Origin of the sequence: Micromonospora sp. NBC_01412, from assembly GCF_045040215.1 — a bacterium.
GTDB lineage: Bacteria > Actinomycetota > Actinomycetes > Mycobacteriales > Micromonosporaceae > Micromonospora > Micromonospora rubida.
The window spans coordinates 1232857-1257739 of the sequence record NZ_CP109528.1 but is presented as its reverse complement, the minus strand read 5'-3'; the positions used below and the strand labels follow the sequence as shown (position 1 = coordinate 1257739).

Annotated in this window: 17 protein-coding genes; 7 read left to right on the top strand and 10 right to left on the bottom strand. The window is 75.4% G+C overall.

Annotation, left to right across the window (positions count from 1 at the left end):
* Window positions 1–26: 26 nt before the first annotated feature.
* Both sucB and lpdA read right to left on the bottom strand, forming a co-directional pair.
* Window positions 27–1865, bottom strand: a complete 1839-nt coding sequence (gene sucB, locus OG617_RS05360) for a 2-oxoglutarate dehydrogenase, E2 component, dihydrolipoamide succinyltransferase (protein WP_405099207.1) — start codon at window positions 1863–1865, stop codon at window positions 27–29.
* 73 nt (window positions 1866–1938) lie between these two features.
* The gene (lpdA, locus tag OG617_RS05355; RefSeq protein WP_405099205.1) at window positions 1939–3330 is read right to left on the bottom strand and encodes a dihydrolipoyl dehydrogenase; all 1392 of its coding nucleotides are present in this window, start codon (window positions 3328–3330) and stop codon (window positions 1939–1941) included.
* A 177-nt stretch (window positions 3331–3507) separates the two neighbouring features.
* On the opposite strand from lpdA, the gene OG617_RS05350 reads away from it, so the two are divergent.
* Window positions 3508–3837 (top strand): hypothetical protein, encoded by a 330-nt coding sequence (locus tag OG617_RS05350; protein WP_405099203.1) that lies wholly within the window; start codon window positions 3508–3510, stop codon window positions 3835–3837.
* Window positions 3838–3933: 96 nt separating this feature from the next.
* Here OG617_RS05350 and OG617_RS05345 read toward each other — a convergent pair whose 3' ends face one another.
* Window positions 3934–5502: a leucyl aminopeptidase gene (locus OG617_RS05345; protein ID WP_405099201.1), complete on the bottom strand. Its 1569-nt coding sequence runs from the start codon at window positions 5500–5502 to the stop codon at window positions 3934–3936.
* A gap of 164 nt (window positions 5503–5666) precedes the next feature.
* On the opposite strand from OG617_RS05345, the gene gcvT reads away from it, so the two are divergent.
* Window positions 5667–6797 carry a glycine cleavage system aminomethyltransferase GcvT gene (gene gcvT / locus OG617_RS05340; protein ID WP_405099199.1) on the top strand — a complete coding sequence of 377 codons (1131 nt, stop codon included), beginning with the start codon at window positions 5667–5669 and terminating at the stop codon, window positions 6795–6797.
* Between the two features lie 92 nt (window positions 6798–6889).
* Here the strand turns inward: gcvT and OG617_RS05335 are convergent, their stop codons facing one another.
* The 4 genes from OG617_RS05335 to OG617_RS05320 form a co-directional block, all read right to left on the bottom strand.
* Entirely contained in the window at window positions 6890–8182 is a 1293-nt protein-coding gene (locus tag OG617_RS05335) for a DUF2314 domain-containing protein (protein ID WP_405099197.1), read from the bottom strand.
* Between the two features lie 64 nt (window positions 8183–8246).
* Window positions 8247–9056, bottom strand: a complete 810-nt coding sequence (locus OG617_RS05330) for an adenosylcobinamide-GDP ribazoletransferase (RefSeq protein ID WP_405099195.1) — start codon at window positions 9054–9056, stop codon at window positions 8247–8249.
* Window positions 9046–11070, bottom strand: coding sequence for a bifunctional adenosylcobinamide kinase/adenosylcobinamide-phosphate guanylyltransferase (locus tag OG617_RS05325; RefSeq protein ID WP_405099193.1), 2025 nt, complete (start codon window positions 11068–11070; stop codon window positions 9046–9048). The genes OG617_RS05330 and OG617_RS05325 overlap by 11 nt, the downstream gene beginning before the upstream one ends.
* Window positions 11071–11189: 119 nt before the next feature.
* Window positions 11190–13322 (bottom strand): protein kinase domain-containing protein, encoded by a 2133-nt coding sequence (locus OG617_RS05320; protein ID WP_405099191.1) that lies wholly within the window; start codon window positions 13320–13322, stop codon window positions 11190–11192.
* Window positions 13323–13476: 154 nt separating this feature from the next.
* On the opposite strand from OG617_RS05320, the gene OG617_RS05315 reads away from it, so the two are divergent.
* Both OG617_RS05315 and OG617_RS05310 read left to right on the top strand, forming a co-directional pair.
* Entirely contained in the window at window positions 13477–13677 is a 201-nt protein-coding gene (locus tag OG617_RS05315; protein WP_396682704.1) for a hypothetical protein, read from the top strand.
* Window positions 13677–14477: a site-2 protease family protein gene (locus OG617_RS05310; protein WP_405099189.1), complete on the top strand. Its 801-nt coding sequence runs from the start codon at window positions 13677–13679 to the stop codon at window positions 14475–14477. The genes OG617_RS05315 and OG617_RS05310 overlap by 1 nt, the downstream gene beginning before the upstream one ends.
* Window positions 14478–14562: 85 nt before the next feature.
* Here the strand turns inward: OG617_RS05310 and OG617_RS05305 are convergent, their stop codons facing one another.
* Together OG617_RS05305 and OG617_RS05300 are read right to left on the bottom strand one after the other, a co-directional pair.
* Complete coding sequence (locus OG617_RS05305; RefSeq protein WP_405099187.1) at window positions 14563–15561, bottom strand: aldo/keto reductase family protein; 999 nt, start codon at window positions 15559–15561, stop codon at window positions 14563–14565.
* A gap of 56 nt (window positions 15562–15617) precedes the next feature.
* Window positions 15618–21308, bottom strand: a complete 5691-nt coding sequence (locus tag OG617_RS05300; RefSeq protein WP_405099185.1) for a WG repeat-containing protein — start codon at window positions 21306–21308, stop codon at window positions 15618–15620.
* A gap of 163 nt (window positions 21309–21471) precedes the next feature.
* Here OG617_RS05300 and OG617_RS05295 point away from each other — a divergent pair, with 163 nt between their 5' ends.
* The 3 genes from OG617_RS05295 to OG617_RS05285 are packed head-to-tail and all read left to right on the top strand — an operon-like array spanning window position 21472 to window position 24162.
* Window positions 21472–22323: an ABC transporter permease gene (locus OG617_RS05295; protein WP_405099183.1), complete on the top strand. Its 852-nt coding sequence runs from the start codon at window positions 21472–21474 to the stop codon at window positions 22321–22323.
* Window positions 22316–23173, top strand: a complete 858-nt coding sequence (locus OG617_RS05290) for an ABC transporter permease (RefSeq protein WP_405099181.1) — start codon at window positions 22316–22318, stop codon at window positions 23171–23173. Before OG617_RS05295 ends, OG617_RS05290 begins: the two co-directional genes overlap by 8 nt.
* On the top strand, window positions 23170–24162 hold the full coding sequence (locus tag OG617_RS05285; protein ID WP_405099179.1) for an ATP-binding cassette domain-containing protein: 993 nt from the start codon (window positions 23170–23172) through the stop codon (window positions 24160–24162). Before OG617_RS05290 ends, OG617_RS05285 begins: the two co-directional genes overlap by 4 nt.
* A gap of 43 nt (window positions 24163–24205) precedes the next feature.
* On the opposite strand, the gene OG617_RS05280 is transcribed toward OG617_RS05285, so the two are convergent.
* Complete coding sequence (locus tag OG617_RS05280; protein ID WP_405104117.1) at window positions 24206–24808, bottom strand: DUF3043 domain-containing protein; 603 nt, start codon at window positions 24806–24808, stop codon at window positions 24206–24208.
* Window positions 24809–24883: the final 75 nt, after the last annotated feature.

The following is a 24883-nucleotide window of genomic DNA, read 5'->3' as shown; positions in this document are numbered from 1 at the left end:
GCGCCCGTCGAGTGGGACAGCGGGAGTTACAGGCCGAGCTCGGCCTCGAAGTTGCCGGCCTCCAGCCGCTCCTTGACCGCGACCAGGAAGCGGGCCGCGTCCGCGCCGTCGATGAGCCGGTGGTCGTACGACATGGCCAGGTACACCATCGAGCGGACCGCGACGACCTCGCCCAGCTCCGGGTCGTTCACCACGACCGGGCGCTTCACCACGGCACCCGTGCCGAGCATCGCCGACTGCGGCGACGGCACGATCGGGGTGTCGAACAGCGCGCCCCGGCTGCCGGTGTTGGTCAGCGTGAACGTCGCCCCGGCGATCTCGTCCGGGCTGATCTTGTTGGTCCGGGTGCGCTCCGCCAGGTCGGCGATCCGCTTGGACAGCCCGCCCAGGTTCAGGTCACCGGCCCCGTGGATCACCGGCACCATCAGGCCGCGCTCGGTGTCCACCGCGATGCCGAGGTGCTCGGCTTCCGGGTAGGTGATCGTGCCGGCGTCGAGGTCCATGCTGGCGTTGACGATCGGGTACGTCTGGAGCGCCTCGATCGCCGCGAGGGCGAAGAACGGCAGGAACGACAGCTTCACCCCGTGCCGCTGCTGGAACGAGTCCTTGGCCCGGGCCCGCAGCTTGGCGACCTTGGTGACGTCCACCTCGACCACCGTGGTGAGCTGCGCCATCTCGTGCAGCGACTGCTGCATCCGCTTGGCGATGGTCGCCCGGATCCGGGGCAGCTTCTCGGTGGTGCCGCGCTTCGCGCTCGGCTGCGGCTTCGCGGCCGGCTTGGCCGGGGCCGCCGTGGCGGCCGGCTGCGCCGCCGGGGCCGGGGCTGCCTTCGCCGCCTTGGCCTTCTCCGCCGCCTCCAGCACGTCCTGCTTGCGGATCCGGCCACCCACGCCGGTGCCGCTGATCGAGGACAGGTCCACCCCGTGCTCGCTGGCCAGCTTGCGCACCAGCGGGGTGACGTACCCGGCAGCCTCCTCGCCGCCGCCCTCGGCGGGCGCCGACGGGCGCTGCGGGGTGGCGGTCGGGGCCGCGGGCTGGGCCTGCTGCTCGACCTGCGCCGGCTTGGCCGCGGTCTCGGCCTCCGCCGCCGGCTCGTTGTACGACTGACCCGGGGTCGGCTCCTGCACCTTCGGCGCCGGGGCGGCCTCGGCCTTCGGCTCCGGCTTCGGCTCGGGCTTGGCCTCCGGCTTCGGCTTGGCCTCCGGCTTCGGCTCTGCCTTCGCCTCGGCCGGGGCGGCACCGGCCGCGCCGATGATCGCCAGGTCGGCGCCGACGGCGGCGGTCTCGTCCTCGGCGACCTTGATCTCCAGCAGGGTGCCGGCGACCGGCGACGGGATCTCCGTGTCGACCTTGTCGGTCGAGACCTCCAGCAGCGGCTCGTCCACCTCGATGGCGTCGCCGACCTGCTTGAGCCAGCGGGTCACCGTACCCTCGGTGACGCTCTCACCCAGGGCCGGCATCTTGACCGGGGTGCCCTCGCCCGACGGGGCCGGGGCGGCCTGGGCCGCCGGCTCCTCGACGGCCGGTTGCTCCGCCTCGGCCTGCGGCTCGGCGGCGGCCTCGGCGGCCTCCTCGGCCGGCTCCTCCTGCTGCGGCGCGGCGGCCTCGCCGCCGCCCGCCGACTCGCCCTCGCCGGCAATGACGGCCAACTCGCTGCCCACCTCGGCGGTCTCGTCCTCGCCCACCACGATCCGGCTCAGCACGCCCGCCGCCGGGGACGGGATCTCGGTGTCGACCTTGTCGGTCGAGACCTCGAGCAGCGGCTCGTCGACCTCGACGGTGTCGCCCTCCTGCTTGAGCCAGCGGGTGACGGTGCCCTCGGTGACGCTCTCGCCGAGCCGAGGCATGGTGACCGATACCGGCATGTTCTAAGACTCCTTCATTCCCCTGGTGCGATCTCGCCCGTCTGTCGCCGGACGCCGCGGAATCAGTTCTCGATCAGGCGTGCGCGTGCAGCGGCTTGCCGGCGAGGGCGAGGTGCGCCTCGCCCAGGGCCTCGCCCTGGGTCGGGTGGGCGTGCACGAGCTGCGCCACCTCGGCCGGGTAGGCCTCCCAGTTGTAGATGAGCTGCGCCTCGCCGACCAGCTCGCCGACCCGGGCGCCGACCATGTGTACGCCGACGACGGGGCCATCCTCGACCCGCACCAGCTTCACGAAACCGGCGGTCTTGAGGATCTGGCTCTTGCCGTTGCCGCCCAGGTTGTAGTTGTACGTCTTGACCTTGTCAGCACCGTACTGCTCCTTGGCCTTCGCCTCGGTGAGGCCGACCGACGCCAGCTCCGGGTCGCAGTAGGTGACCCGCGGGATGCCGGCCTCGTCGATCACGGCCGGGTTCTGGCCGGCGATCTCCTCGGCGACGAAGATGCCCTGCTGGAAGCCGCGGTGGGCGAGCTGGAGGCCGGGCACGATGTCGCCGACGGCGTACATGTTCGGCACCCCGGTGCGCAGCCGCTCGTCGGTCAGCACGTAGCCGCGGTCGGTCTTGACGCCCTGCTCCTCGTACCCGAGGTCGGCGGTGTTCGGGCCGCGGCCGACGGCGACCAGCAGCAGCTCGGCCTCGATGGTCTCGCCGCCGGCGATGGTGACCTTGACGCCCTTGTCGGTCTTCTCGACCTTCTCGAACGGCTTGCCGACCTTGAAGTTGATCTTCCGCTTGCGGAAGGCCCGCTCCAGCGCCTTCGACGACTCCTCGTCCTCGGCGGCGACCAGCCGGGGCAGCGCCTCGATGATCGTCACGTCCACGCCGAAGGACTTCCACACGCTGGCGAACTCGACGCCGATCACGCCACCGCCCAGCACGATCGCCGAGGAGGGGACCCGGTCGAGGTTCAGCGCGTGGTCGCTGGTGATGATCTTCTCGCCGTCGACCTCCAGGCCGGGCAGGCTCTTCGCGTACGAGCCGGAGGCCAGCACGACGTTGCGGCCGGTGTAGCGCTTGCCGTCGACCTCGACGGCGTTCGGGGCGACGAGCTTGCCGGCGCCCGCGACGAAGGTGATGTTCTTGGAGCTGCCCACCAGGCCCTGGAGGCCCTTGTAGAGCCGGGAGATCACGCCGTCCTTGTACGAGTTGACGCCCGCCATGTCGACGCCGACCAGCTCGGCCTTCACGCCGAACTGCTCGGACTCGCGGGTCTGGTCGGCGATCTCGGCGGCGTGCAGCAGGGCCTTCGTCGGGATGCAGCCGTTGTGCAGGCAGGTCCCGCCGAGTTTGCCCTTCTCGACCAGTGCGACCGACAGGTCCAGCTGGGCGGCGCGCAGCGCCGCCGCGTAGCCGCCGCTGCCACCTCCGAGGATGACGATGTCGAAGGTTGCGTCGTTCGGCTCGCTCACGTCCAACTCCCAGTTCGCGTCACTGCATCGGGGGTCACGGCGGGGTGGCACGGACAGTCCCCACCTCGGTCATCTTGTCACCACCGCCCACCGGGCGCGTAGTGAGGTGCCCAACGACACGTCACCGACACGTACGCTTGGCGCCGGCTTCGATGACGGACACGGGGGAGACGGCCGGTGGCGCTGTTCCGACGACGCAAGCAGGCGCGCCCAGCGGGCCGCGATCGCGCGCTCGACCGCGCCGATCTCGAACACCTGGAGAACTTCGTCCGGACCCGGCGGGGCGTCGAGGCGTTCATCGAGCCGCGGACCACCGTCACCGAGACCACCGTGATCCTCATCGCCGACGACGGGGAGTGGACCCGCCGCCGCGTCGACGGCCCCGAGGGCGCCCGCCGCTTCGCCCACAAGCTGGCCATCCCCATCTACGACGTCCGCCTGATGGGCTACCCACAACGCATGCGTGACTACAACGAACGCCGCAAACGCCGCCCCCACCTCCCCTGACCCCGCGCCCCTCCCCGCCCCTGCGGGCCCCTCTTGCATGGAAGGAGTGGCCATTCCACGCGGAATGGCCACTCCTTCCGTGAAAGTGCGCGGGGGTCAGCCGTTGGTGGCGACGTCCTCGACCAGGTGGATCAGGGTGCGGACCGGGACGCCGGTGCCGCCCTTGGTCCAGTAGCCGGTCGGCTCGCCCGAGTGGTAGCTGGGGCCGGCGATGTCGATGTGTGCCCAGGCCACCTCGTCGGTGACGAACTCGCGCAGGAACACGCCGCCCTGGAGCATGTGACCCGCCCGGTCCATGCCGGCGTTGACCTGCGAGATGTCGGCGACGTCGGAGTCCATGCCCTTGCGCACGTCGTCGGGCAGCGGCATCGGCCAGGCCGGCTCGCCGACCGCGTCGCCGGCCACCCGGACCCGCTCGCACAGCTCCGGGCTGCCCATCACGCCGGCGATCCGCTTGCCCAGCGAGATCACCTGACCGCCGGTCAGGGTGGAGGTCTCGAACAGGTAGTCGGCGCCGTCCTCGCAGGCACGGGCGAGGGCGTCGCCCAGGACCATCCGGCCCTCGGCGTCGGTGTTGAGCACCTCCACCTTCTTGCCGTTGTACATGGTGATCACGTCGCCCGGCCGGTAGCTCGTGCCCGACGGCATGTTCTCGGCCATCGGCAGGTACCCGGTGACCGCGACCGCCGGCTTGAGCGCGGCGATCGCCAGCATGGCCGCGCCGACCGCAGCCGCGCCACCCATGTCGGACTTCATCTCCCACATGCCCTGGGCCGGCTTGATCGAGATGCCGCCGGTGTCGAAGGTGATGCCCTTGCCGACCAGCGCCACCCGCTTGCCGGTGCCGCCACCCTCCGGCGTGTAGGTCAGCTTGACCAGGCGCGGCGGGGCCTCGGAACCCTGGCCGACGGCGATGATGCCGCCGTAGCCGCCGGCCGCCAGGGCCTCCTCGTCGAGCACCTCGACGCCCAGCCCGGCCGCCCGCGCGGCCTCGGCCACCACGTCGGCGAACGCCGGCGGACGCAGCATGTTCGGGGCGGTGTTCACCCAGTCCCGGCTCAGCCGGACCGCGCCGGTCACCGCCTGCGCCCGCTCGACCTCCGCCTGGGCGGCCGCGTCGCCGGCCTCCGGGACGGCGATCAGCACCTCGGCCACCGGCTCCCGCCGGGCCGGCTGCGGCCGGGTCTTGTACCCGGCGAAGCGGTACGAGCCGAGCAGCGCGCCCTCGGCGACCGCGCGCAGTGCGGCGGGGGCGTCTGCGTCGTCGGGCAGCGGCAGGGTCAGCGCCACCCGGCGCGCCCCGGCCAGGGCCCGGACCACCGAGCCGGCGGCCCGGCGCAGCGTTTCCGGCGCCGGGGCGGCGCCGGTCGGCTCCGCGCCGAGCCCGACCGCGGCGACGATCGGGGCGGTGACGGTGCCCAGGGTGGCCAGCTTGATCACCTCGCCCGGGGCACCGGTCGCGCCGAGCAGCGCCAGCGTCTCGGTCAGCTTGCCGTCGAAGGCGGCGGCGATGCTCTCGGCGCCACTGGCGAGCAGCAGCGCGCTGGCCGGGCCGGCGACGTCCTGCTCTCCGGTCTGACTGTGCAGGCCGATCACGATCGCGTCGACGGCGAGCTCGGCGGGGTCGGTGTCGACCAGGCTGATGGTGGTGCTGGGCGATGTCACTGAAGCTACTCCGGGCGGGCCGGGCCGGCCGCGTCGTCGCGTACCGGCGATGAAGGTCTCCGGCGGCAACCTACCCGCCGGACGATTGGCTGTCCCACCGAAACTGCATCGGCGGGCTCCCGCCGATGCTAACCAGCCGTTCAGGCACCGGTAAGTTGCCACCCATGACCGACGTGACCTCCGACGCCGCCGCGACCCGGCTGCGCCGTTCCCCGTTGCACGGGCGGCACACCGCCCTCGGAGCCAAGTTCGCCCCGTTCGGCGGCTGGGAGATGCCGCTGGAGTACGCCGGCGGCGGAGTGCTCAAGGAACACACGGCGGTCCGTACCGGGGTCGGGGTGTTCGACGTGTCGCACCTGGGCAAGGCCCGGGTGGTCGGGCCCGGGGCGGCGGACTTCGTCAACGCCTGCCTCAGCAACGACCTCGGCCGGATCGGCCCCGGCAAGGCGCAGTACACGCTCTGCTGCGACGACGCCACGGGCGGCGTGGTCGACGACATCATCGCCTACCTGCACGCCGAGGACCATGTCTTCCTGATCCCGAACGCCGCGAACACCGCCGAGGTGGTGCGCCGCCTGCGGGCCGCCGCGCCGCAGGGGCTGGTCGTCACCGACGAGCACGAGGCGTACGCGGTGCTGGCCGTGCAGGGGCCCCGCTCGGCGGAACTGCTCGACGCGCTGGGCCTGCCCACCGACCACGGCTACATGAGCTTCCGCGCCGCCACCCTGGCCGGCGCGGACCTGGTGGTGTGCCGCACCGGCTACACGGGCGAGCTGGGCTACGAGCTGGTGGTGCCGGCCGAGCACGCCGTCGCGGTCTGGGACGCGATCTTCGCCGCGGGCCAGGCGTACGAGCTGCGGGCCTGCGGGCTGGCGGCGCGGGACACCCTGCGCACCGAGATGGGGTACCCGCTGCACGGGCAGGACCTGTCGCCGGAGATCACCCCGGTGCAGGCGCGCTCGGGCTGGGCGGTCGGCTGGGACAAGCCGGCGTTCTGGGGTCGCGACGCGCTGCGCGCCGAGAAGGCCGCCGGTCCGGCACGTACGCTGCGCGGCCTGGAGGCGGTCGACCGGGCCATCCCGCGCCCCGGCATGGCGGTGTACGCCGGCGACACGCAGGTCGGCACGGTGACCAGCGGCACCTTCTCGCCGACCCGGAAGCAGGGCATCGCTCTGGCCCTGCTGGACACGTCCGCCGCCCTCGCCGACGGCGACACGGTAGAGGTCGACATCCGCGGCCGCCGCACCCCCATGCGCCTCACCCGCCCCCCGTTCGTAACCCCCTCGGTCCGCTGACCCCCACGCCCTGTCCCGCCTGGGCCTCGTTGATCAAGGAGTTTGCGTCGGGAATCCGGCGACCGGAGACGCAAACTTCTTGATCAACACGTTCAAGGGAGGGTGGGGCGGTCGTCGGCGTCCAGGACTGCCTGGGTCCAGCCGCCCTCGGTTACGCCGGTGCCGTCGAGTATCGCCCAGTCGACCACGTCCGTCGCCTCGATCGTCACGGGGGAGCCGATGCGGACCGTGGGATCGGTGTCGGCGTCGGTGACGCTGGCCCCGACGATCCGCTCCGGGGACTCCCACGAGGTCACCCCCGCCCAGACGTACTCGGGGCCCTCGTCGGCCGGCAGGCCGTACTTGACCACGAGCTGTGACTCGCCGGGCAGCCCACCGGCCAGGAACCGGGCCCGGATGTCGTCCAGACTGGCCCGGGCGGTGGCGATCGCCGCGCTCATCGCGTCGCCCCGGCGGGCGTAGCGCACGTCCGGCTGGATGCCGTTGAACAGGGTGGCGCAGGCCGCCGCGAAGTACCTTCCCGCCGGCCCCGGGTGCCCCGGCGGCGGGCGCAGGCTCAGGAACGAGTCGGCCTCCGGATCCGTGGCCGGGTCCAGCTCCAGCCGCAGCAGCACCGGCGCGGTCGCCCCGTGCTGCTCCGGATTGCCGTACGCCACCGCGATGTCGTGCCCGGTGATCGTGGCGAGCACCGGAAGCTGCACGAACGCCGGCACCTCCTCGCCGGCCAGCCCGTCGGTCCAGTCCCGCAGCAGCCGCCGGGCCGCCCCGGTCATCACCGCGCCCCAGGCCCGGGTGAGGTGGTCGGGCACCCCCTGGGTCTGCAACTCCAGCAGCCCGAACCGGCGCAACCCCTTGGTGGTGAACCACAGCCCGTCGGCGTCCGAGGAGTACGGCACCAGCACCCAGTCGACCAGCCGGATCCGGCCCTGGTCGTCGGGCAGCGAACGCAGCGCCGTCGCCGGGTCGAGGAACTGGAGGCCGAAGACGTCCACCACGTCGCCGCCGACGGTGTCGGCGACCGCGGCGGCCACCGCCCGGGCCGCCCACTCGTGCGCGGGCGGCCAGCCCGGCCGGTACTCCGCCTGCACCACCACCAGGTGGGTGGCCGCGGCGAGCCGGTCGAGCTGCGCCCCCGTCGCCCCGAACGCGGTGAGCAGGTCCGGCGGCAGCGCGGGGAACTCGGCGATCGGCCGGGTGTCCACGCTCATCAGCGGGCTGTCCAGCATCTGGGCGGCCAGCCCGTACACCGGCTCGGCGAGCCGGCCGGCCAGCGCCCGAACGGCGGTCTTCGCGCTGACCCTCGGCAGCCCCGCCATCGGCACCAGATAGGTGGCGCTGAGCGACTCGGGGACCGGGACGGGCAGGAAGTCGTCGGTGATGAGCATGTGGGTCTCCCGTCTCCCCGTGCCGGCCTGTCGCCCGAACGCTACCCGGCCCGGCGGGCCCGGATCAGCGGGTCAGCACCAGACCCAGGTAGACCAGCGTGGTGACCAGCTCCACGGCGGCGCCGAGCACGTCGCCGGTGATCCCGCCGAGGCGGCGTACCACGTGGCGCAGCAGCGGGACCGCGACGGCGACGGCGGCGAGCACGACGAGCGGCCCCTGCCACGGGCGGCCCGGCACGGCGGCGACCGCGACGACCGCGACGGCGGCCGTGCCGAGCGCCGCCGCGATCGGGCCGACGGTGCCGGCGACCAGCGCGCCCAGCCCGTCCGGCCGGGCCGCCGGCACCCCGCGTCGGCAGGCCAGGGTGACCCCGAGCCGGCCGGCCGCCGTCGCCGTCACCACCGCCGCGAGCGCCGCCGGCCACGATCGGCCCGCCAGCTCCGCGAGTGCCGCCGCCTGCACCAGCAGTACGACCACCAGCGCGGCCACCCCGAACGGGCCGACGTCCGGCTTCTTCATGATTTCCAGCGCCGCCGCCCCACGCCGGTACGACCCGAGCGCGTCCACGGTGTCGGCCAGCCCGTCCAGGTGCAGCCCCCGGGTGAGCAGGGCGCCCACCGCGACCGTCACCCCCGCCGCGACCAGCGGTGCGGCGACGGCGGCGAGGAGCAGCAGAGTCCCGGCCAGCACCGCCCCGAGCAGCGCGCCGACCGCCGGGGCCAGCGCCATCGCGGCGCCCGCCGTGGCCCGGTCCACCCGGCCGGGGCGTACCGGCAGGACGGTGAACGTGGTGAGCGCGAGCCGGACGCCGTCGGCGAGCCCTCGCCCGGCCGGCCGGGCATGCCCGGCCCGGTCGTCGGGTTCAGCCGGCACGCCAGCCGGCCGGATCCGGCTGGGCCGGCTGGTCCGGTCCGGCGGGGGCGGGTCCGGTGGTGGCCGGTCCGGCGAGGGTCGGCTCGGTGGAGGTTGGCTCGGCGAGGGCCGGCTCGGTCGGCTCGGCGGTGGCCGGTCCGGGGCCAGCCGGCTCCGGCTCGCGGAAGTCTGGCTCCCCGTCGCCCGGGTCCTCCCCGTCGTCCTCTCCGCCGTCGCCCTCGCGACCGGGTTCCTCGCCGCCGGGACCAGTGCGGGTGGGCTCCGGTCGGGTGGGCAGCGCGGCAGCCAGCGACAGCACTGAGCGCAGCAGCGGCAGCGCGGCCAGCGCGTTGGCGCCCTCGCCCAGGTCGAGGCGCAGGTCCAGCAGCGGGGTCAGCCCCAACACGTCGGCGGCGAGCCGGACCGCCGGGTGGCCGCCGCAGTCGGCGAGCAGGCACCAGTGTCGGGCCTGCCCGGCCAGGTCCCGGCTGACCATGCCGGCGGCCAGGCCGACCGGGCCGTCCAGCAGCACCGGGATCCGGCGGGCGGTCGCGCCGAGCAGCACGCCGGTGGCCACCGCGATGTCCCCGCCGCCCAGCTCGGCCAGCACGTCCTTGGCGTTCCGCGGGGAGCGCCGGGTCCGGTGCATCGCGTCCCGGACCGCCGCGCAGCGCCGCATCCACGCCGCGTCGTTGATCTCGCCGTTCGCCGTCACCACCCGGCCGAGCACGGCCGGCGGCTCCGCCCCGGCGGTCGCCGCGAGCACCGCCGCCGCTGCGGCGTCGGCCCCGGCCCCGCACGACGCCAGCACCAGCAGCTGTACGCCCGCGTCGGCGGCCTCCTCGGCCAGCCGCCAGCCGTACCGCAGGGCCTTCTCCACCGTTTCGTGGTCCAGCGCCGGGACGCCCTCCATCGGCTCGGCGGTCGGCGCGTCCACCACCTGGAGACTGGCGCCGCTCTCGGCGGCCAGCCGGGCCAGCACGCCCTGGCCGGCGCGGGCCTGTGCGGCCCGTCGGGCCGACTCGCCGGGCACGGAGCCGGCGGCGGCGCCCCCGGCGTGGTCGCCGTGCAGCAGCAGCACCCGCACGGAGCCCCAGGGCGCCGGGGTGGCGGTGCCCTGGGTGGCGGCGGCGAAGCCGACCACCCGTTCCAGCACGCCCAGCCCGGCGCCGGGCACGTCCAGGGTGGCGAGCCGCTCCGTCGCCTGCGGCCCGGAGTACTCGTCGGGCATGGGCAGTTCCATGCCGGCCTGGATGACCAGGCCCGTGGCGACCACCGGCAGCGCCATGGTGGGTGCCGCCCACGGCGCGCCGGCCGGTCCCGGCGTGGCGGTCGGGGTGAGTACGTCCGGCAGAGCGGCCTCCCGCTCGCCGTCGTCGGGCCGGGCGGCGGCCGGCTCCGAACGCGCGGACGCGTCCACGGTCCCCGTCATCGGCGCGGCCTGGCCGGCCTGTGCCGGGACGGCGGTGGCGGTGGCGCGCGGGACGGCGGAGGGCTTCAACCAGCACGCCTGGCCGGCGACCACCAGGACCACCGCGTCGCACGCGTCGGCGACCGCCCGGTTGGCCGCCCCGAGGGCATCGGTGAACGCCCGGCCCAGCGGGGTGGTCGGCACCAGCGACAGCCCCACCTCGGGGCTGACCAGCACCACCCGTGCCGGGCAGTCGCGGAGCGCCGTGGCCAGCTCGGCGATCGTCGCCGTGTCGTCCGCCGGCTGGTGGGCCGGGTCGAGCAGCACCGTCACCCAGCCGCCGAGGTCGTCGACGAGCAGCGTGTCGTTCGGCCCGGCCGAGGAGACGACATCGGCCAGCCGGCGTGGGTCGTCGGCGGTCTCCTCGGTGGTCCAGCTTCCCGGGCGACGGCTCCGGTGCGCCTCCAGCCGGGCCGCCCACTCGGCGTCCTCCGGGTCGCCGGGCGCCGACGTCGCCACATAGCGCACCGTGGGCGCGTCGGCTACCAGCGACTCCGCGAACTCGGACTTGCCGGAGCGGATACCGCCGAGCACCAGGACCGTGTTCCACCCGTCAACGGACATGCCCGTACCTTAAAGCCGTCGGACGCCGCGCCGCCCGCCGGCCCGTATCGGTGACGGCCGTACCGGTGACCGCCGCACCGGCCCCGGCGCCGAACGATCCCCTGGCGTCACCGCCCGGCTCACCCGCAGTGCTCGAAGGGGCTGCCGTAGCCGACCCCGCCGACCGCGCCGCCCCACCGCACGCAAATCCGGTCCGCGTCCGCCCGGACTGGCCCGGCGTAGTACGCGAAGGAGCCGCTGTCGGTGCTGCGGGCCTTCCCCTTCACCTCCAGGTACGCCGACACGGCCGACTTGACGCCGACGGCGGTGTCCTTGAGCGTCACCACGCAGTTCCGGCCGGTCGAAGCCTGGTAGAGCAGGAACACCCGGCCCCGCCGGACCCCGTCGGAGCCGGTGAGGGTGGCCGTGTCGATCACCTGGTACCCGCTGCCGCAGGCCTGCGCCGCGGTGTACGGGTTCGGCTTCGGCTTCGGTGGGGCGGCCGTGGTCGGCGCGGTGGTGGCGCTCGCGGCGCCGGAGGGGCGGGCCGTGGCCCCGTCGGCGGCCGAGCGTGTCGGCCGGGCGGAGGCGCTGGGGCGGGCGGACCCGGAGGGCGTGGTCGGGTCGGCGGCACCGGTCGCGTCGGGCCGGTCCGGGCGCGCCGGCCCGGTGCCGTCGGGCGCGGTGGCGGACGCCGAGCCGACGGTCAGAGCCGTCCGCTGCTCGGGCGGCCCCGGGTCCCCGTCCGGCCACAGCGTCGTCACGGCGACCACGGCGACCAGCACCGCGACCACCGCGCCGGCGGCCCCGGCCAGGGCGAGCCGCCGGTTCCGGTGCGGCCGGCCGGCCGGATCCTCCCGGGTGGGTGCCGAGCCGGCGTCCGCCCAGCCGGGCCCGCCGGGTCCGCCGGGCGTAGGGGCGGGACCAGCCGGGTACGGCCTCGGGCTGCCCGGCAGCGGAGCCCCGTCGACGGGCCGGGCTTCCGGGCTCGCGGGCGGGGCCGGCGCCCAGGCTGGCCACGGGACCGGCCCACCACCGGGCGGCGGGGTCGGTGTGCCGGACGGTGGGGTCGGCGGGAAGGGCGGCGGGGTTGGCGTGGCGGGCCGGACGGCAGGGCCGTCGGGCTGCCGGGCCGGCCCGACGGACCACGGCACCGGATGCTCGGGGCCGGGTGCCGCCACCGGATCGGCCGCGCCGGGTCCTTCCACCGGTCGGGCCGGGCCGGGTTCCTTCCCCGGACGGGCCGCGCCGGCTTCTCCCGTCGTCCCGGCCGGGCCGGGAACAGCCGGGGCGGGGGCCTGGGCCTGGGCGGGAGCAGGCTGGGCCAGGCCGGGAACAGGCGGCGCCGGTGCCTGGGCGGGTGCCTGGGCTGGGGCGGGAACGGGATGGGCCGGGGCGGGGACCGCCCAGGGCGGGCGGGCCGAGACCGGGAAGCGGGTCAGGGTCGCCTCGCGGGCCTGTTCCGCCGCGTCGGCCAGCTCCGCCGCGCTGGCGTACCGGTCGGCCGGGCGTTTCGCCACCGCCCGTGCGACCAGCTCGACCACCGCTGCCGGGGTGTCCGGCGGCAGCGGCTCCGGCTCGTCCTGGGCGTGCCGCAGCGCCACCTGCAACGGGTTCTCGCCGTCGAACGGCGGCCTGCCGGCCAGGCAGAAGTACGCGACCGCGCCGAGGGCGTAGATGTCGGAGGACGCCGACACCGGCTGCCCGGTGGCCTGCTCCGGGGACATGTACGACGCGGTGCCGAGCACCATGTGCGCGCCGGTGATGCCGGCCGTGCTCCCGGACCGGGCGATGCCGAAGTCGACCAGCACCACAGTGCCGTCCCGCTTGACCAGCAGGTTCCCCGGCTTGACGTCGCGGTGCACGATCCCGCCGGTGTGCGCGGCGTGCAGCGCCCCCGCCGCCTGCGCCACCACCGACATGGTCGACGCCGCATCCAGCCGCCCGGCGCGGCGCAGCCAGACCACCAGCGACTCGCCGTCGACGTACTCCATCACCAGGTAGCTCACCCGGCTGCCGTCGTCGAGGACGGCCTGCCCGACGTCGTGCACGGCGACGATGCCCGGGTGCCGCAGCGCGGCCATCATCCGGGCCTCGGCCTGGAACCGGGTGGTGAACTCCGGATCGTCGCCCAGCGACGGCAGCAACACCTTGACCGCCACCTCGCGGTCGAGCAGCGTGTCGGTGCCCCGCCAGACGGCCCCCATGCCCCCGGTCGCGACGCGCTCGTCGAGCCGGTACCGGCCGTTGAGCACCACCCCATGAGTCAACACCGCGTCACCGTACCGGCGGCGCCGGCCCTGGTCACCCACCGCCCGCCGGAGCCGGTCGCGGTCCCGGGGCGGAGCGTCGGGCCGTCCGGCGCCGCGGCCGACTACGCTTGCGGGGTTCGTCCCAGGGGACTTCAGCGGCGAGGGGAGACGCGGCATGGCGTGGAGCTGGCGATACGAGGGCGCGAACGGCGAGGCGGCCGAGGGGTCGACGGAGACGTTCGGGAGCCAGGCAGACGCCGAGTCGTGGATCGGCCAGGCCTGGCGGGAGCTCGCGGCGTCCGGCGTCACCACGGTCGTGCTCGTCGAGGACGACCGGGTGGACTACCGGATGAGCCTGCAACCCCCGGCCGAGTGATGGTGTCGGACCGTCCGGAGGGCGGCGAGCCGCTCGTGCTCGGCGTGCCCCGGGCGGCGTTCCGGCCCAGCCCGGTGTTCCTGGCGTTGGTCGCGCTGTTCGTGACCAGCGCCGTGCTGACCTGGAACCGGATCGGCAACGTCCGGTTCGACGTGTTCCTGCTCGTCGTCTCGGGCTGGCTGGTGTCGCTCTGCCTGCACGAGTACGCCCACGCCGTGGTCGCGTACCGGGCCGGCGACCGCAGCGTCGCGCACCGGGGTTACCTGACGCTCAACCCGTTCAAGTACACCCACCCCCTGCTGTCGATCGTGCTGCCGGTGGTGGTGGTGCTGCTCGGCGGGATCGGCCTGCCCGGCGGCGCGGTGTGGGTGGACCGGCACGCCATCCCGGGGCGGCTGCGGCACACCCTGGTCAGCCTCGCCGGCCCGGCCACCAACGTGCTGTTCACCCTGCTGCTGGTGGCCGTGCTGCGGATCGGGTTCGGCGGGGGTGGGCCGGTGGAGTTCTGGGCCGGGCTGGCGCTGCTGGCGTTCCTCCAGCTCACCGCCAGCGTGCTGAACCTGCTGCCGGTGCCCGGCCTGGACGGCGGCAACATGATCCAGCCGTGGCTGAACCCCCAGTGGCGGCGGATGTACGACCTGTTCGCCCCGTACGGGTTCATCCTGCTCTTCGCGCTGCTGTGGAACCCGCGCATCGGCGGCTGGTTCTTCGACGCGGTCTTCGCCGTGGCGAACCTGCTCGGCCTGCCCCCGTGGCTCTACGCCGCCGGCCTGGAGCTGATCCGCTTCTGGCGCGGCTGATCCGGGGCTGATCCGGGGCTGACCCGGGGCTGGGCACGGCTGATCCGGGTCCGGCCGGCACATTCGCGCCGGCCGGACCCGAGGGTCACGGCCGCTGGGGCGGGGACTGGGTCTTCGCCGGGTTGCGCTCGACGATCGGGTCGAAGATGTCGTCGATCGCCTTCAGCAGGGCCTCGTCCAGCTTCACGCCGGCCGCCTTGACGTTGTCGCGCACCTGCTCGGGGCGGGACGCGCCGATGATCGCCGAGGAGACGTTCGGGTTCTGCAGCACCCAGGCGATGGCGAGCTGCGGCATGGTCAGCCCGGCCTGCTCGGCCAGGGGCTTGAGCTGCTGCACCCGGGTCAGCACGTCGTCGGTGAGGAACTTGGCGATGAAGCTCGCCCCGGACTTCTCGTCGGTGGCGCGGGAGCCGGCCGGCGGCGGCTGGCCCGGCAGGTACTTGCCGGAGAGCGCGCCCTGGGCCATCGGCGACCAGACGATCTGCCCAAGGCCCAGTTCCTCGCTGGTCGGGACGACCTCGGTCTCGATGACCCGCCACAGGATCGAGTACTGCGGCTGGTTGGAGACCAGCGGGACGCGCAGCTCGCGGGCGAGCCGGTGGGCCTCGCGGATCTCCGACGCCCGCCACTCGGAGACGCCGATGTAGTGCGCCTTGCCGGAGCGCACGACGTCGGCGAAAGCCTCCATCGTCTCCTCCAGCGGCGTGCTGTGGTCGTACCGGTGGGCCTGGTAGAGGTCCACGTAGTCGGTCTGCAACCGGCGCAGCGAGCCGTCGATCGACTCCATGATGTGCTTGCGGGACAGGCCGCGGTCGTTGCGGCCCGGGCCGGTCGGCCAGTAGACCTTGGTGAAGATCTCCAGACCCTCGCGGCGCTCGCCCTTGAGGGCCCGCCCGAGCACCTCCTCGGCCTTCGTGCCGGCGTACACGTCGGCGGTGTCGAAGGTGGTGATGCCCGTCTCCAGCGCGGCCCGGACGCAGGCGGTCGCCGCGTCCTCCTCGACCTGCGAGCCGTGGGTGATCCAGTTGCCGTACGAGATCTCGCTGACCATCAGGCCCGAGCGGCCCAGGTGTCGGAATTCCATGCCCCGACCCTAGCCCGGGGGGATCACCCGTCGGCGGGCCGGCACACCGGCACGGGTCACAGCAGCGGGCTGGTGTCGGCCAGGAGCCGGTCGATCTGCTCCACCACCCGGTCCCGGCTCGGGTGCACCGGGTCGAGCAACGGCTCGCCCCGCCGGTCGAGCGCGCCCCAGCGGCCGGCGCCGTCACCGACCAGGAACGCGACCGGGTGTACGACCAGCGCGGGGTGCGTCGGCGCCACGACCATCCGGCCGGTGCGGTCCACCACCCCGCGTCGGCCGTTCAGCTCCACCACGGCCAGGCCCTCGTCGGTGAAGCCGTCGACGTAGCGCCCGTCGGCGAGCGCCGTGGTGAGGCCGTGGTACCGGGTCGGCACGACCATCGCGCCGGTCCGGTCGACGGCTCCCCAGCCGCCGTCGGCGCGGACCGCCGCCACGCCGCGCCGGAACGGGCGTACGTCGTCGAAGCCCGGCGGGATCACCACGGTGTTGGACGGGTCGATCGCCATCCAGTCGCCGGTGCCGTCCATCGACACCCAGGCCAGGCCGTCGGAGAACGAGCCGGCCGCGCGATAGCCGTTGTTCGCCTGGATCAGGGTGCGCCCGGCCTCGTCGATCAGCGTCCACCGGGCGCCCTCCGGGCGGCGTACCCAGGCCATTCCCTCCCGGAACGGCTGCACCTCGGCGTAGTCGGTGCCGACGACCAGGTTGCCGTCGGCGTCGGCGTATCCCCACCGGTCCAGGTCCTCGTCGTACGTGGGCACCGGCGGCCGGCCGGTGTGCAGGATCTCGTCCCGGCTGCGCGGGTACGGGCCGAAGCCGTCCCGGCCGGCCCGCTCGGCGACCGCGTCGAGCGCCACCCGGGTCCGGCCGGTCAGCTCGGCGTCGGCCGCCCGGTGCAGGTCCAGCGCCCGCTCGAAGTGGTGACAGGCCTCGATCAGCCGGCCCTGGTCGTAGCTGCACCGCCCGGCGTGCTCGTGCAGGGCCGCGCGCAGCCGATCGGGCAGCTCGGTCGAGTTGGCCTCGGCGAACAGCCGGTCGGCCTCGGCGAACTCGCCCCGCCAGCGCAGCACGTGGGCCAGCCGAGCCCGCGCCAGGGCGGTCCGCCGGAACTCGCCAGTGCTCTCGGCGTACGTCAGGGCGAGCCGGGCGTCGTCGAGCGCGTCGTCCAGGTCGCCGAGGATCCGGGACGCGACGGCCCGCAGGCTGAGCAGCCGGGCCCGGGACCGGTTGTCCAGGGCGACGGCCAGCTTGGCGGTCAGCCCGTCCCGCACCGCACGCAACCGCTCCGGGGCGTCGGTCTCCTCCCGCAGGGTCTCCGGGTGCAGGCGCCACCGCAACGCCGCGAGCGTCCGCTCCGGGTCGGCGGCCCCGGCCGCCCCGTCGGCCGGGGCGTTGCCCCGCCGGTCCTGCCCGGTCCGGGCGTCCACCCCGTGGACGGACCCCGACCCGGCGGGCGACACCGGCCGCCCGGGCGGCCCGGAGACGGGGTACGCCGGCACTCCTGACACGGGGTACGCCGGCAGCCCGGAGACCGGCCGCGCCGGCGGTCCCGAGACGGGCTGTGCGGGCGGTCCCGAGACGGGCCGTGCCGGTGGCGCGGAGACGGGGCGTGCCGGTGGCGTGGAGGCGGGCCGTGCCGGTGGCGCGGAGACGGGGCGTGTTGGCTGCTCCGGCGTCGGGGGTGCCGACACCGGTGCTGCCGCAGTCCCATCCCTCGGCGTGGAAGCCGATCCCTCCTCCGCCGGCACCGCGACGGACGAGGCTCCCGGGGCGGCCGTCGCGGCCAACGGGCGACCTGCGTCCGGCGTCTGCTCGGGGGCCGGCGGCGCGGGCCTGCTCGGTCGGAACCAGGCGTCCGAGTGGTCCGGGGCGGGCGCGGTTGCGCGTGGCGGCTCGGTCGACACCGGGGCGTCGGGGCGGTCCGGCGGCGGTCCGGGCCGTGCCGTGGGGGAGTCGGTCGGCGCGGCCGTGGTCACGGTGTCCTGCGGCGCGGGGACGGTCACGGCCGACGACGGCTCGTCAACGGGCTGTCTGCCGGGCTGCCCGGCCTCCTGCCGCGACGGCGACGTCAGCTCGCTCCCCGGCGTCTCCGCAACGTCCCCGACGGCGAGGCTCCCATGCTCGTCGGCAACGACACTCGACTCGTCAGGGACGGCACGCGGCTCGGGGGCGACACTCGGCTCGTCGGGGACGGCGCGCGGTTCGTCCATCCGGACCTGCGGCTCAACGGCTCCGACACGCGACCCGTCGGCGTCGACGAGACCGTAGGTGTCTGCCCCGTCGACGTCCGTGCCATCGGCGTCCGCCCCGTCGATATCCGTGTCGTCGACGTCCGCCCCGGGGTTGTCGACGTCCACGCCTACGGCGGCATCGTCGAGGTCCACGGTGAGGTTGGTGTCGCCGGCGTCGGGCAGCGGACCGGCCGGCTGTTCCGGGCAGCCGACGACAGCATCCAGCCGGTCGTTGTCCGCCCCGTCGATGTCCGTCGGGCTGGCGTCCGGCTCGGCGGGCCGTGGATCGGCTGTGCCCGAATCCGGCTCGACCAGTGGCCAAGGGGCGGCCTGGACCGCAGGCAGCGGCTCCGGGACCGCAGGCAGCTGGACGATCGATTCCTCGGCGGGCTCCGGCTGACGCGGAACCGGTCGTGCTTCCGTACGTTCGGCGGGGCTGTCGTCCTCGGTTCGCCGGGGCGACGACAATTCGGCCGCGTCCAGCGGCCCGGCACCGGCGTCCGGCTCTGCGGCCCCGGGCGTCGGGCTGGGGTCGGCGGATGCCCCGGCGGCGACCGGGAGGCGAACTGCCGGGCTGGACGGCACTGACCCGGCAATATCCAACGGTACGGACTCGTCGGCACCCGCGTCCGCCGAGTCCATCGCGTCTGGAGTGTCCATCGCGTCCGGCGCGTCGGCGCGCGGGGCGGACCCCACCAGCGGCTCGTCCCGCTGTGCGGGCGCGGATGTGCGCTGGACCGGCTCGGGGGCCGGCAGGAACTCCAGTCGAAGCCGGGGCGCTGGCGGCCCGGAGACCGGCTCGACCGGAGCAGTGGACGCCACGCCCCCGGGCGGCCCGGAGACAGGCCGTACCGGCGGCGTGGGCCGGCTGGGCAGCCCGGATGCCGGTGGCGCTGGCGGCCCGGACACCGGCACGACGGATGTCGGGCCCGTGGCCGCCCGGGTGGCGGGTGGCGGGGTAACCGGCGCAACCGGCGGCGCGGGTGGCCCGGAGATCGGCGGGCCGGACACGGGGGCACCCGCAACCGGCATGCCTCGTGCCGGCCGTTCGGGACCGAAAGTGCCGGGAGCCGACGGCCCGGCCAGCGGCGGCCCAGAGCTCGGAGGACCCGAGACGGGCCGCCCCGGAATAGGCCGTCCGGCCACGGGTGGACCCGCCACCGCCCGGTCCGGCCCCGGCGGGCCCGAGACCGGCCGACCCGGGGCGCCGGAGACCGGAACGGCCGAGACTGGCGCATCGGTCGTGGGCGGAGTGCAGTGCTCGTCGTGCGATGCGCCGGCGGCCGGCTCGACCGGTGGCCGGTGCGGTGCGGCCGGCCAGTGCGGCGGTGGGCCGAGCCGGGGCGCGTCGCTGGGCCGCTGCTCGGTGCTCGGGCGCTCGGCCGGTCGGTCCGGGTGGATCGGATCCGGCCCGGGGCGGCGCGCGGCTGGCTGGTCGGCGTCGGGTACGGGCCGGACCGGGGCTTCGGGCGGTTGCCCAGCGAACCGCCGGTCGTCGCGTACCGGCTGCGTGCCCCGTTCGTCGCGAGGCAGCGGGGCGAGCCGTTCGTCGCGGGGCGCAGGGGCGGGCCGCTCGTCGCGAGGCAGCGGGGCGGGCCGTTCGTCGCGGGCGGGCGAAATGGGCTGGTTCTCGCGGGCCGATGGAGTGTCCCGGTCGCCCGGTGCGGGGCGTCCGTACCGGTCGGTGGTGGACCGCGCGTCGGGCCGGCCTTCGACCGGTCCGTCCGGGCGGTGCAGGTCGCCCGGGGCGGCGTCCGCGAACCAGGGGTCCTGTCGTGTGCCGTCGACCCGTCCCGCGCGTTCGACCGGCCGCGTGCCGTCGCCCGGCCGCGCCTCGGGGCGGGCCGGGTCGGTCGGGCTGGCGTCGGGGCGGGGAGCGTCGCCGGGGCGCGTGGGTCCCCGATCCGGGCCTGGCATCCGGCCCAGGTCCGGCCGTAGGGGACCGGGCTCCGGCCAGGGCAGACCGCCGTCGCGGGCCGGCGTCGGCCGACCGGTCGGGTGGCGGTACGGCTCCGCCCACGAGGCGGCCTCCCGGCTGGCGTCCCGGTGAGGTTGCCCGTCCCGATCGACGGGGTGGCGCGGTGCCCCGGCAGCGGGTCGGCCGGCGTCCGGCTGGCCGACGCCGGGCCGGCCGGCATCCCGCGGCCCGTGCTCCGGCACCGGCCCGTCCACAGGTCGCGCGGGGCGCGCGGGGCCGGTTCCGGGCGGCGCCGTCCGGCCGTCGCGGTCGAGGCTGGTCCGGCTGTCGCGGTCCGGTGCCGCCCGGCCGTCGCGGTCGAGGCTGGTCCGGCTGTCGCGGTCCGGCGCCGTCCGGCCGTCGCGGGCAAGGCTGGTCCGGCCGTCGTGGTCCTGGCTCGGGCGGCCGTCGTGGTCGAGGCTTGGCCGGCCGTCGCGGTCCAGGGCGGGCCGGGGACGGTCCGGCCAGCCGGGACGGCCGGGTCCGGGTCGCTCGGAACCGCTTCGGTCGCCGGTCGTCCGGTCGTGGGGGCGGTGCGGGCGCTCCTCCGGCTCGGGCAGCCACCCCGGCTCCGGCCGGTGCGCGGGGGACACCGGCGCCGCAGCCTCGGGCGGGGGAGTCCGCCGGCCGGGGTCGGCGGGGTGCCGCTGGTCGTACCGGTCACCGTGCCAGCCGGCCGCCGGGTCGCGATCCACCGTCCACTCGGGCCGGCGCGGCTCGTGACGCGGGGGCAGGTCCGGATCGGGCCGCAGCGGGTACGCCTCGACCGGTCCCCGGTCCGCCGGGTGCTGGTCGCGGCGCCACCTGCTGTCGTCGCGGCCCTGGCGGCCGTACCGGTCGTGGTCCGTCGCCTCGGGCCGGCGGTCCTCGCCCCGCAGGCCGTACCCTCGTGCGTCGTGTTCTGCGGCCCCGGCGCCGCGCGGGCGCCATGCCTGTTCGCGCTCGTCGCGGCCGTGCCGGTCGGGATCCCGCTCGTCGCGGCCCCGACGGTCGTGCCCGTCGCGGTCGGTCGGGCCGTGGTGGCGGTCGGTCGGGCCGGAACGGTGGTCGGTCGGGCCGGGGTGGCGGTCGGTCGGGTTGGGACGGTGGTCGTCCCCGCCCCGCCGCTGCTGGTCGCCGTGCGCCGGGGGCCGTTCCTCGCGTGCCGGCGGCCGGGTGTACCCGGCAGGGCGGTCGTCGACGGGGGTGGCGCGGTCCCGGGCCGGGCCGGCCCAGGCCGGGCGCGCGTCGGGCCGGCGCGGTTCGGCCGGCGCCGCGCGGCGGTCGTCCCAGCTGCGCCGGGCGTGGCCGTCCGGGGTGGGGGCCGCCAAGGGGTACGCCCCGTCGCGCCCACCCGGAGCGGGGCTCACCGGTCCGGGGTCGGGGGCGGGGCTGACCGGCCGCACCTCGGCCCGGCCGACGACGGCGGCCCGGCCACGGTGCTGGGGCGGCAGGTGTCGCAGCCCGATGTCGCCGGGGTAGCGCTGCCCCGGGAACTGAGGCTGCCACTCCGAGGTCGGCTCGAAGACCCAGGACGGTTCGACCGGGTCCCGCCAGCGGTCGTAGAAGTCGCCGCTCATCGCAAGGCCTCGTCGCCGCTCGCGTGGCGAGCCCCGGCGCCCGGCTCGCGTCGCTCGCTCACGGCGATGTCACCTCGCGTTGGAAATTGTCGCGCTGGGCGCCCCGCCTGCCGGTAAAGTCGCCCGGTCCGGCATGGCGTGGCTGCGGAAGGAGGGTAACGGCGTGGGCTCTGTCACCGCCACTGTGGCACCGCCCACCGCGTCAAACGTTATCCTATGGTTTCGGACATTCGGTGCGATAGCGGGATCGGGATTCCGACGATACGCCACGTACCGCCAGGCGGCGTTGGCCGGTGCCGTCACCAACATCGTCTTCGGGTTCCTGCGCTGCTACGTCCTCCTCGCGGTGGCCGGCGCGGCCGGCAGCGCCGCCGGGTACGACCGGGAGCAGCTCGCCACCTTCGTCTGGGCCGGGCAGGGCCTGCTGGCGGTGATCCTGCTCTGGGGCTGGACCGACCTGGCCGACCGGATCCGCACCGGCGAGGTGGCCAGCGACCTGCTGCGGCCGGTCCACCCGGTGACCAGCTACCTCGCCACCGACCTGGGGCGGGCGGTCTGGGCCGGCGTGTCCCGGCTGTTGCCGCCGGTCGTGGTGGGCCCGATCTTCTTCGACGTGCACCTGCCCGCCCGCTGGTCGACCGTGCCGCTGTTCGTGGTCTCCGTACTGGTCGCGGTGGTGCTCTCCTTCGGCTGCCGGTTCCTGGTCAACACGACCGCGTACTGGCTCGAGGACGTCCGGGGCCCGCAGATGCTGTGGCTCCTCGCCTCGGGCGTGCTGGCCGGGCTCTACTTCCCGCTGCCCTTCCTGCCCGACGCGCTGTACCTGGCGTTGCAGTTCGGCACCCCGTTCCCGAGCCTGTTGCAGATCCCGCTCGACGTGCTGGTCGAGCGGGATCCGACGGCCACCCAGGCCGGGCTGGTCGCGGTGCAGGTCGGCTGGGCGGTCGCGGTCCTGGCGCTGTGCCGGCTGGTGCAGCGCCGCGCCGAGCATCGGCTGGTGGTGCAGGGTGGTTGAGCCGGTCGTCCTGCCCCGGCAGCGGCCACCGGGGCATCCCCGGCGCCCGTCCGGCCGGCTGGCCGCGTATCGGGCGCTGCTCGGGGCGCAGGCGCGGTCCCAGGCCGCGTACCGGACGTCGTTCGTGGTGGACCTGGTCGGCAACGTCGGGGCCACCGTCTTCGACGTGGTCACCGTGCTGGTGATCTTCGGGGTCACCCGGGAGTTGGGCGGCTTCACCCTCCGCGAGACGCTGGTGATGGTGGGTCTGTCCGCCGCCGCGTTCGCCACCGCCGACCTGCTCGTCGGCAACATCGAGCGGCTGCCCAGGTACGTGCGCACCGGCCTGTTCGACGCCGTGCTGCTGCGTCCGCTCGGCGCGCTGCCCCAGCTCCTGCTGATGGACCTGCCGCTGCGCAAGGTGTCCCGGGTGCTCTTCGGCGTGGCCGTGCTCGTGGTGGCGGTCGGCTCGGCGGGGATCGACTGGACCCCGGGCCGGGTGGCGCTGGTGCTCATCGCCCCGCTGGCCGGGGTGGTCTTCTTCGGCTCGGTCTTCGTGGCCACCGCCACCGTCTCGTTCTACTGGACCGAGTCGGGGGAGTTGGCCAACTCGGTCACCTACGGCGGGCGCGACTTCACGTCGTACCCGGTCACGGTCTTCGACGGCTGGTTCCGCGCGGCCTTCGCGTACGGGATGGGATTCGCCTTCGTCAGTTACCAGCCGGCGCTGGCGCTGCTCGGCCGCGCCGACCCGCTCGGCCTGCCGGCCTGGGCCGGCTGGGCCGCTCCGGCGGTCGCGCTGGTCGCCGCCGCGCTCGCCGCCACCGCCTGGCGCGTCGGGGTCCGCCACTACCGGAGTACGGGGTCATGAGCGTCATCGAGGTACGCAACCTGCGCAAGGAGTTCACGGTCCGGGTGAAGGCGGGGCGGCTGCGCCGCGAGAAGCGCACCGTCGGCGCGGTCGACGGGGTCGACCTGCTCGTCGAGCGGGGCGAGATGCTGGGCTACATCGGCCCGAACGGCGCCGGCAAGTCCACCACCCTGAAGATGCTCACCGGCGTGCTCACCCCCACCTCCGGCGAGGTGCGCGTCTGCGGCCTGCGCCCGGTGCCCGAGCGCACCCGGCTGGCGTTGCGCATCGGCGTGGTCTTCGGCCAGCGCTCCCAGCTCTGGTGGGACCTGCCGCTGGGGGACTCGTTCGACCTGCTGCGGCACGTCTACCGGGTGCCGGCTGACGCGCACGCCGCCCGGCTGCGCCGCTGCCGCGACCTGCTCGACCTGGACGGCTTCCTGGACACCCCGGTCCGGCAGCTCTCCCTCGGCCAGCGGATGCGCGGCGAGCTGACCGCCGCCCTGCTGCACGGCCCGGAGGTGCTCTTCCTCGACGAGCCGACCATCGGGCTGGACGTGGTGAGCAAGCAGGCCGTCCGGGGCTTCCTGGGCGAGCTGGGCCGGGCCGGCGACACCACCCTGGTGCTCACCACCCACGACCTGGCCGACATCGAGCGGCTGTGCCGGCGGCTCGTGGTGATCGACCACGGCCGGGTGGTGCACGACGGCTCGATCGCCGCCCTGCACGACCGGTACGGCTCGCGTCGCCTCGTCGTCGCCGACCTGGACGCCGCCCTGCCGGAGCCGCCGGAGCTGCCCGGCGCCCCGCTGCGCCGCGTGGAGGCGGACGGGCACCGGCTGGTCTTCGCGCTGGAGTCGACGGGCGCCGCCGAGGTGGTGGCCGCCCTGGCCGGGCTGGCCACCCTGCGCGACATCTCGATCGTCGAGCCGGACATCGAGGAGGTCGTCGCCCGCCTCTACGGCCGGGAGGAGGGGCCCCTGGTCGACGCCTCCGGGGCGGCATCGTGACAGCCGCCCCGGCAGGCCCGGGCCGGACCGGAGCAGGCGCGGGTCAGACCGGGTCGCCGACCTTGACCCGGGGCTCCGGCGCGCGCATCCGGCGGAAGGTGATCGACCGCATGATCGCGTACAGGTAGAGCGAGCCCATCCGCTCGCCGCTGGTCGGGAGGCGTTCCTGGACCAGCTTCTTGATCTTGCGGCTGATCAGGATCGAGTCGATCACCACGCCGAGGGCGAGCACGCCCCAGAGGATGTTCGAGATCAGCCGGACGATCGGCGGCATCGCCTGGTTCGAGCCGAGCAGCACGATCAGCGCCCCGCCGAAGAACCAGGTGCCGATCGTGCGGCGGGAGTCGACCACGTTGCGGGCCAGCAGCTTCGCCGGGCCACGGTCGCGGGGGCCGCCCTCGCGGCGGAACTCGGCCGACGACTCGGCGCGCAACCGCCGCCGCCGCTCCCGGGCCTCCTCCTTGCTCAGCGGCTTGGTCGGGCCGGCCGGCCGGCGGCCGGCGACGGGCCGCTTCGGCGTCTCCCGCCCCAGTTCCTTCTTGCTCGGGGTGTAGCTCCGGCGGGCGGACGCGGGCGCCTCGTCGGGCGTCACCGAGGTGACGGACTCGTCGACGGGGGCGGAGGACTTGCGGCGAAACGGCGACAGCACGAGGAAAGGGTAGCCAAGCGCCCGCGCCCGGTGCACATCGCGGTGCACCGGGCGCGGAACGGGAGTGAGCAA

Bases quoted from the DNA above. Each gene is read 5' to 3' on its own strand.
- sucB (WP_405099207.1), bottom strand. From the start codon at position 1,865: ATGCCGGTATCGGTCACCATGCCTCGGCTCGGCGAGAGCGTCACCGAG.
- gcvT (WP_405099199.1), top strand. From the start codon at position 5,667: ATGACCGACGTGACCTCCGACGCCGCCGCGACCCGGCTGCGCCGTTCC.
- OG617_RS05335 (WP_405099197.1), bottom strand. From the start codon at position 8,182: ATGCTCATCACCGACGACTTCCTGCCCGTCCCGGTCCCCGAGTCGCTC.
- OG617_RS05325 (WP_405099193.1), bottom strand. From the start codon at position 11,070: ATGTCCGTTGACGGGTGGAACACGGTCCTGGTGCTCGGCGGTATCCGC.
- OG617_RS05315 (WP_396682704.1), top strand. From the start codon at position 13,477: ATGGCGTGGAGCTGGCGATACGAGGGCGCGAACGGCGAGGCGGCCGAG.
- OG617_RS05310 (WP_405099189.1), top strand. From the start codon at position 13,677: ATGGTGTCGGACCGTCCGGAGGGCGGCGAGCCGCTCGTGCTCGGCGTG.
- OG617_RS05305 (WP_405099187.1), bottom strand. From the start codon at position 15,561: ATGGAATTCCGACACCTGGGCCGCTCGGGCCTGATGGTCAGCGAGATC.
- OG617_RS05300 (WP_405099185.1), bottom strand. From the start codon at position 21,308: ATGAGCGGCGACTTCTACGACCGCTGGCGGGACCCGGTCGAACCGTCC.
- OG617_RS05285 (WP_405099179.1), top strand. From the start codon at position 23,170: ATGAGCGTCATCGAGGTACGCAACCTGCGCAAGGAGTTCACGGTCCGG.